Genomic DNA, 6721 nt, shown 5'->3' with positions numbered 1-6721 from the left:
AGAAAATAAAAAAATACCGCAGGAATTTAATGATTATGTTATTGTTCAAATTAGTGATTTACATAATAAATCCTTTGGTAAAAATAATATTTATTTAATTAACGAGATTGAAAAAATAAATCCTCAAGTAGTATTTATTACAGGAGACCTAATAGATGGAGAAAATAAAAACTTTCAAGTGGCGCTAGATTTGTTAGGAAATCTAACACAGAAATATAAGGTATATTATATTACTGGTAATCATGAGCAAAAAGCTTTAGTAAAAAGATATAAAGAGTTATATAAACAATATTTTAAAAAATTACATGACTTATCAGCCATCCACTTAGATAATGATCAAATTCAAATAAAAAAAGGAAATAGTCATATAAATCTTTATGGATTAACAATACCCTTTGAATGTTATAAATACTTATTTGATAAGAACAAAAATACAAAATTATATGAAAATTTTTTGCAAGAAAGCTTACCGTTGATAAATAGGAATGAGTATAATATTTTATTAGCTCATACGCCTTTTTATTTTGATGAGTATGAAAAATGGGGTGCAGACCTAATATTAACTGGACATGTACATGGAGGAATAATTAGGCTTCCTTTTTTAGGAGGTTTATTATCACCAAATAGGCATTTTTTCCCTGAATATGATTTAGGGAAATATGATAAAAAGGATTCTACTATGATAGTTACCAAAGGTTTAGGAGGATCTAAGGTACTTGTTAGAATTAACTGTAAGCCAGAAGTGGTTAAGATAACATTAAAATCTAAACATTATTAGGATCAAAATTATAAGGCTAGTCAGTGCATTGTTTATATTAATAATCTTTTTAGTATATACAGCATCAGGTTTTATAAGTGAAGCAAAATTATTCTCTACATTATTTAATATGCTTAAAAGTTTTAAGTGATTAAAGTAAGATTTTACTATTTAAACTTTTGAGAAAATTGTTTTATTATACCGTCATAAAATATATTTACTTGTAATAAGTAAGATAATCATTAGATGAATATTGTATACTTATAAAACTTGATATTGAATTGTAGTTATAAAAAATGAGGTTTGATATACTGAACTTGAGGATATATCATCATGGAGTGTACAAAAACTTATTCTCAATTTATCAAAAATGGGGGTAAAAACATGGGAGAAGCTAAAGTTTTAAGTAAAAACATGATGTTTAGAAATAAGGACAATATAGAGCTTTTTGTTCAAAAAGATTTAGTTGAAGATCCAAAAGCTATTATAGTAATAGTACATGGATTAGCAGAACATCTAGGCAGATATGATTATGTGGTATCTAAACTTAATGATTGGGGATATAGTGTTTATAGATTTGACAATCAAGGTCATGGAAAATCTGAAGGAAAGAGAACTTATATAGATAACTATAAAAATTTCTCACAAGATGTTAATGAAATTGTATCCATGGCTAAAACAGAAAATAATAATGAAAAAGTTTTTGTACTAGGTCATAGTATGGGGGGAATGATAAGTACAGTATATGGCATAGACTATAAAAATACAGTAGATGGAATAATTTTATCAGCAGGACTTACTATTGATGAGGCTAAATTATTGGAAAGTAATAAAGATGTAGATGATGATGCTGAAATACAAAATGCTTTAGGTGATTTAATTTGTACTGATAAAAGTGTTGTGGAGGACTATGAAAATGATCCTTTGGTTTGCCATGTAACAGCAGGTAAAATATATAAAGAGTGCTATAAAGCAGTTAAGTACATATATGATAATATGAATAAATTTGAATATCCAGTATATATATTACATGGAGAAGAGGACAAGATAGTTTCACCAGAAGATTCAAAAATTCTTTACGAACATATATCTTCCCTAGATAAAAGCTTGAAGTTATATCCAGGCCTTTACCATGAAATCATGAATGAATTTGCCAAAGATAAGGTATTGGATGATATACATTTTTGGTTGGAAGATAGAATATAAGTTTTATAATATATAAATCATAGCTAGAAAGTATGTTTAAATTAACATATTTTCTAGTTTTTTTAATATATAGGAAATAAATCAAAAGTGTATCAATACAATTTGTGTAAATATAGAAAAAATTAAAGTTTTATTGTGATACAATTAAAATTGTACTACTATTTACTTATAAAATAAAACAATTAGGAGGTACAATTAATGAGCAGAGAAGTATTAAATAAAAACTTAGCACAGATGTTAAAGGGTGGAGTAATAATGGATGTAACTAATCCAGCAGAGGCAATAATAGCACAAAATGCAGGGGCTTGTGCAGTAATGGCACTTGAAAGAGTTCCATCAGATATAAGAAAAGAAGGTGGAGTGGCGAGAATGTCAGACCCAAAAATGATAAAAGAAATACAAGAAGCTGTAAGCATACCTGTAATGGCAAAGGTAAGAATAGGTCATTTTGTGGAAGCTCAAATACTTGAAGCTTTAGAAATAGACTTTATAGATGAAAGTGAAGTTTTAACACCAGCAGATAATGTTTATCATATAGAAAAAAGTAAATTTGAAGTTCCTTTTGTTTGTGGAGCAAGAAATTTAGGTGAAGCACTAAGAAGAATAGGTGAAGGTGCAGCTATGATAAGAACAAAAGGTGAAGCAGGAACTGGAGATGTAGTAGAAGCAGTTAAACATATGAGAACAGTTACTTCAGGGATGAGAACTATACAATCAATGAGTACAGAAGAGTTAATGAATGCTGCTAAAGAAATGGGAGCACCATATGATTTAGTAAAATATGTACACGAAAATGGAAAACTTCCAGTAGTAAATTTTGCAGCAGGAGGAATAGCAACTCCAGCAGATGCAGCACTAATGATGCAATTAGGATGTGATGGTGTATTTGTAGGTTCTGGAATATTCAAATCAGACAATCCAGCAAAAAGAGCAGAAGCTATAGTAAAGGCTGTTACAAATTACAATAACCCAAAAGTATTAGCAGAGATATCAGAAGACTTAGGTGGAGCTATGAGTGGTGTGGCGGTTAATTCTTTGGAAGACAAAGAATTATTAGCTACTAGAGGTTGGTAATATGAAAATAGGTGTATTAGCAATGCAAGGTGCTTATGCTGAACATATAAGCATACTAAAAAGTTTAGAAGTTTATACTGTGGAAATAAGAAATAAAGAAGATTTAAAAGAAATAGATGGTTTAATAATTCCTGGTGGTGAAAGTACGACTATGGGAAAATTAATTAGAGCTTTAGATATATATGAGGATTTAAAAGAAAAAATAGAAAGTGGGCTACCTGTATGGGGAACATGTGCAGGAATGATTTTACTTGCAAAAAGTATTTATGAAGATGATACAAAACATCTAGCAACTATGGATATTGAAGTGAGAAGAAATGCATATGGAAGACAGCTTGGGAGTTTTGGTACAAAGTCTTTTGTTAAGGGGATTGGAGAAGATGTAGAAATGATATTTATTAGAGCTCCATATATAGAATCTGTGGGAAAAAAGGTAGAAGTACTATCCGTTATAGATGGAAATATTGTTGCAGCAAAAGAAAATAATATGCTTGTAACATCTTTTCATCCAGAGTTAACTGAAGATAATAGAGTACATAAATATTTTGTAAATCTGGTGAAAAATAATATAAAATAAAAGAGCTATTACACAACTAATTATAATTAAGTTGTGTAATAGCTCTTTTGTATGAAAATAATTATAAATATGGAATTTGAAAATAGGGTATATGTACTTCTTGCACCAAATAAATTTTTAATGTATTTAGCGGCATTAAAGGGAATAGAAAAATTAGTTGCCAATGAAAAAATAAAAGAATTATTGAAGCTAGTAGCTCTTGAAGAGGTTGCAGATAAGAAGATGAAGTAGTAGGAGTATAGTTTATGGATATAAAAATAAAAATAGTTTAAAAGAGTTAAATAAAATAACAAAGAAAAAAGTTAATAAAACTTATTCTAGTATAGAAGAATTTGCAAAGAGCAATGAATACTAATCAAATAATTATGAGGGCGGTGTTTTTACTCAGAAAGAGTTGGAATTTTTCAATGAAGTTAACTTATTATATGCTTATTCAAACTTAAGTATTGATTTAATAAAAGATAAGTTTGTAGTATGTGTATTATAATAGGTAGTTGTAAGTTACATTATTTTAGGCGTTACATTACTTGTTTATTTTATAAACTTTGATTACAGTTATTATATGGTCTTTATTTATGAGTTTTAATATAGAGTATTTTCCAAATAGTTCAGATAGACATATCTGTGACGTTAGTGTAAATATATTTAATAAATATGGCATGTAAATGGACGAAGAAGAATTTAAAGATTTGAAAAGTTATAGAGAAAAAAGAGCTGAAGAAGCTACACAATATATATTAACTAAAGATTTATTTGCAAAATCAAGCTGTACTAATTACGATGACTTAGTTAAAGATATAGATCACTATTATGGAGGAGAAGTAGGCAAAAAAGAACTTAATGACTTACACAACAAAATAATGTTTGAGGAAAAGAATTACTTATTTTGGGAATTAGAAAATTTAGATTATGTAATTTATAGATATGAAGATAAAGACTTTTGGATTGGTCTTGGTGGATTGCCAGAAAGTCTAGCACAAAATCTAAGACATGAAGAGATAACAGCAAGTGTTATAGCATCATTTATAATCGCTACTATACAATTAATAATATTGTTTGTAGTATATAAACAAAACAATACTTATATGTTTTGGGATTGTATCATAAACTCAGCCATAAGTGATATGTCATCTTGGTATGATATAACTTTTGGACAGTACATAATACTATCAGTTGTTTTGAATTACATCATAGCCTTTATTACATGTATGATAAGTGTATATGTATCATCAAAAGCAAGTACTTATATAAGTGCCATAGGAATTCAGATACCTATATTATTTACTTTTGGAATATGGTTAAATGATAGAGGAATGAAGTACTTAACTACTACTTTTTATCAAAAATATAGCTTACAAATAATTTATCTTGGATTAATTATTTTATCATTATTTATGATTTTTAAAAGAATAAAAAAAGAAATAATTGCAGATGTTTAATCTGAAATTAAAGATGAGATAAATTAGTACATAAATTATTCAATTAAATTTTACATAAATAAGGCTTAAAAGACTAAAGGGATTAATTCTTTTAGTCTTTTTTTCTATTTTAAGTCGTAAGATATGATGAATAAAAATTTAAGGAGGGATACTATGAACTTAGGATTTTTGAATAATTACTTAGTTTTAGTAATAGTAGGTATATGCATGTGTTTAGGATATATAATAAAAAATAGCCTAGATTTTATACCAAATAAATACATACCATTAATAATGGGAATAACAGGTTGTCTTATAAACATATGGATAAATAAAAGTATAACTGCTGATGTTATTTTAGGTGGTTTATTTTCAGGGCTAGCAAGTACAGGTGTTCATCAAACTTTTGTAAATTTAATTCAAAATAAATAGATTATCAAGTATAAGTAGGGGTAAACTACAAATAAGATTGTTTTGATATGGAGATTATGGAGGAAATAAATAATTTATGATAATTAACACAGGAAATAGAACGGATATACCAGCCTACTTTAGTGACTGGTTTTACAATAGAATAAAAGAAGGATACGTTTATGCTAGAAATCCATATTATCCAAGTCAAGTGACAAAATACAAATTAACCCCCGATGTAGTAGATTGTCTTTGTTTTTGTACAAAAAATCCTGAACCTATGATTGAAAGGTTAGATGAATTAAAAGGATTTGGTCAGTTCTGGTTTGTTACAATTACACCTTATGATAAAGATATAGAACCAAATGTTCCAAATAAAGAAAAAGTAATGGAAAGTTTAAAAAAATTATCATCCGTAATAGGTCCAGAGAAAGTTATATGGAGATATGATCCTATTTTTATTTCGGAGAAATATAGTTTGAAGATCCATTTAGAAAACTTTAAAAAAATGGCATCAAATCTTTCTGGATATACTGAAGAATGTATCATTAGCTTTGTAGATTTATATGAAAAAACAAAACGAAATTTTCCAGGTGTGAGAGAAGTATCAAAAGAAGAACGTGAAATTATAGCAAAAGAGTTTGTATGTATTGGAACTAAATATAATATAAATATAAAAACTTGTGCAGAAGGGTATGAATTATCTAAGTTTGGTATAGATTGTAGTGGATGTATGACACAAGCAGTACTTGAAAGAGCGATCCATAGTAATTTAAAAGTTCCTAAGAAAAAGGGCAGTAGAGAAAGTTGTGATTGCTTGTTAGGTAATGATATTGGTATGTATAATACTTGTTATCATGGATGTTTGTATTGCTATGCTAATTATAGTAGAGATATTGTTAGAGATAATTTTAAGAAGCATGATAAAAACTCACCTTTTTTGATTGGAAATTTCATGGAAGGTGATATTATTAAGGACGCTCTACAAGAGAGCTATATTGATAATCAAATAACATTTTTTTAATAAAAAAGTAGTTACTTGAAGAAAAATTCTTAGTAACTACTTTTTGAATTGGTGCCGGATGTGGGACTCGAACCCACACGGTATTGCTACCAACGGATTTTGAGTCCGTCGCGTCTGCCATTCCACCAATCCGGCATATTTATTTACACTAAATTATAACAAAGGCTTAAATTAAAATCAAGTATAAAGAAATATTTAATTATAATAAAAATATTTTTATGGTATTGAAAAAGTGTAAGGTATATATGAAAAAA

General features: G+C 27.9%; 8 protein-coding genes and 1 tRNA gene. 8 read left to right on the top strand and 1 reads right to left on the bottom strand.

Annotated features, from left to right (window positions below):
* From NSA58_RS13595 to NSA58_RS13560, 8 genes are all read left to right on the top strand, one after another.
* A partial coding sequence (locus NSA58_RS13595; RefSeq protein ID WP_257560571.1) for a metallophosphoesterase occupies positions 1 to 778 on the top strand: 778 nt, incomplete at its 5' end.
* 363 nt (positions 779 to 1141) lie between these two features.
* Positions 1142 to 1963, top strand: coding sequence for an alpha/beta hydrolase (locus tag NSA58_RS13590; RefSeq protein ID WP_052233037.1), 822 nt, complete (start codon positions 1142 to 1144; stop codon positions 1961 to 1963).
* Positions 1964 to 2161: 198 nt separating this feature from the next.
* Positions 2162 to 3037: a pyridoxal 5'-phosphate synthase lyase subunit PdxS gene (pdxS, locus tag NSA58_RS13585; RefSeq protein WP_039680206.1), complete on the top strand. Its 876-nt coding sequence runs from the start codon at positions 2162 to 2164 to the stop codon at positions 3035 to 3037.
* A gap of 1 nt (position 3038) precedes the next feature.
* A complete protein-coding gene (gene pdxT / locus NSA58_RS13580; RefSeq protein WP_039680207.1) occupies positions 3039 to 3614 on the top strand; it encodes a pyridoxal 5'-phosphate synthase glutaminase subunit PdxT in 576 nt (191 codons plus the stop codon).
* A 51-nt stretch (positions 3615 to 3665) separates the two neighbouring features.
* On the top strand, positions 3666 to 3845 hold the full coding sequence (locus NSA58_RS13575) for a hypothetical protein (protein WP_039680208.1): 180 nt from the start codon (positions 3666 to 3668) through the stop codon (positions 3843 to 3845).
* A gap of 434 nt (positions 3846 to 4279) precedes the next feature.
* Positions 4280 to 5053, top strand: a complete 774-nt coding sequence (locus NSA58_RS13570) for a hypothetical protein (protein WP_039680209.1) — start codon at positions 4280 to 4282, stop codon at positions 5051 to 5053.
* A 153-nt stretch (positions 5054 to 5206) separates the two neighbouring features.
* Positions 5207 to 5464 carry a phage holin family protein gene (locus NSA58_RS13565; protein WP_039680210.1) on the top strand — a complete coding sequence of 86 codons (258 nt, stop codon included), beginning with the start codon at positions 5207 to 5209 and terminating at the stop codon, positions 5462 to 5464.
* Between the two features lie 76 nt (positions 5465 to 5540).
* Positions 5541 to 6467 carry a DUF1848 domain-containing protein gene (locus tag NSA58_RS13560; RefSeq protein ID WP_257560570.1) on the top strand — a complete coding sequence of 309 codons (927 nt, stop codon included), beginning with the start codon at positions 5541 to 5543 and terminating at the stop codon, positions 6465 to 6467.
* A 49-nt stretch (positions 6468 to 6516) separates the two neighbouring features.
* On the opposite strand, the gene NSA58_RS13555 is transcribed toward NSA58_RS13560, so the two are convergent.
* A tRNA-Leu gene (locus NSA58_RS13555) sits at positions 6517 to 6602 on the bottom strand.
* Positions 6603 to 6721: the final 119 nt, after the last annotated feature.

It is taken from the genome of Terrisporobacter muris (assembly GCF_024621905.1).
Lineage (GTDB): Bacteria > Bacillota > Clostridia > Peptostreptococcales > Peptostreptococcaceae > Terrisporobacter > Terrisporobacter muris.
The sequence above is the reverse complement of the archived record's forward strand: the minus strand, read 5'-3'. Positions and strand labels throughout refer to the sequence as shown.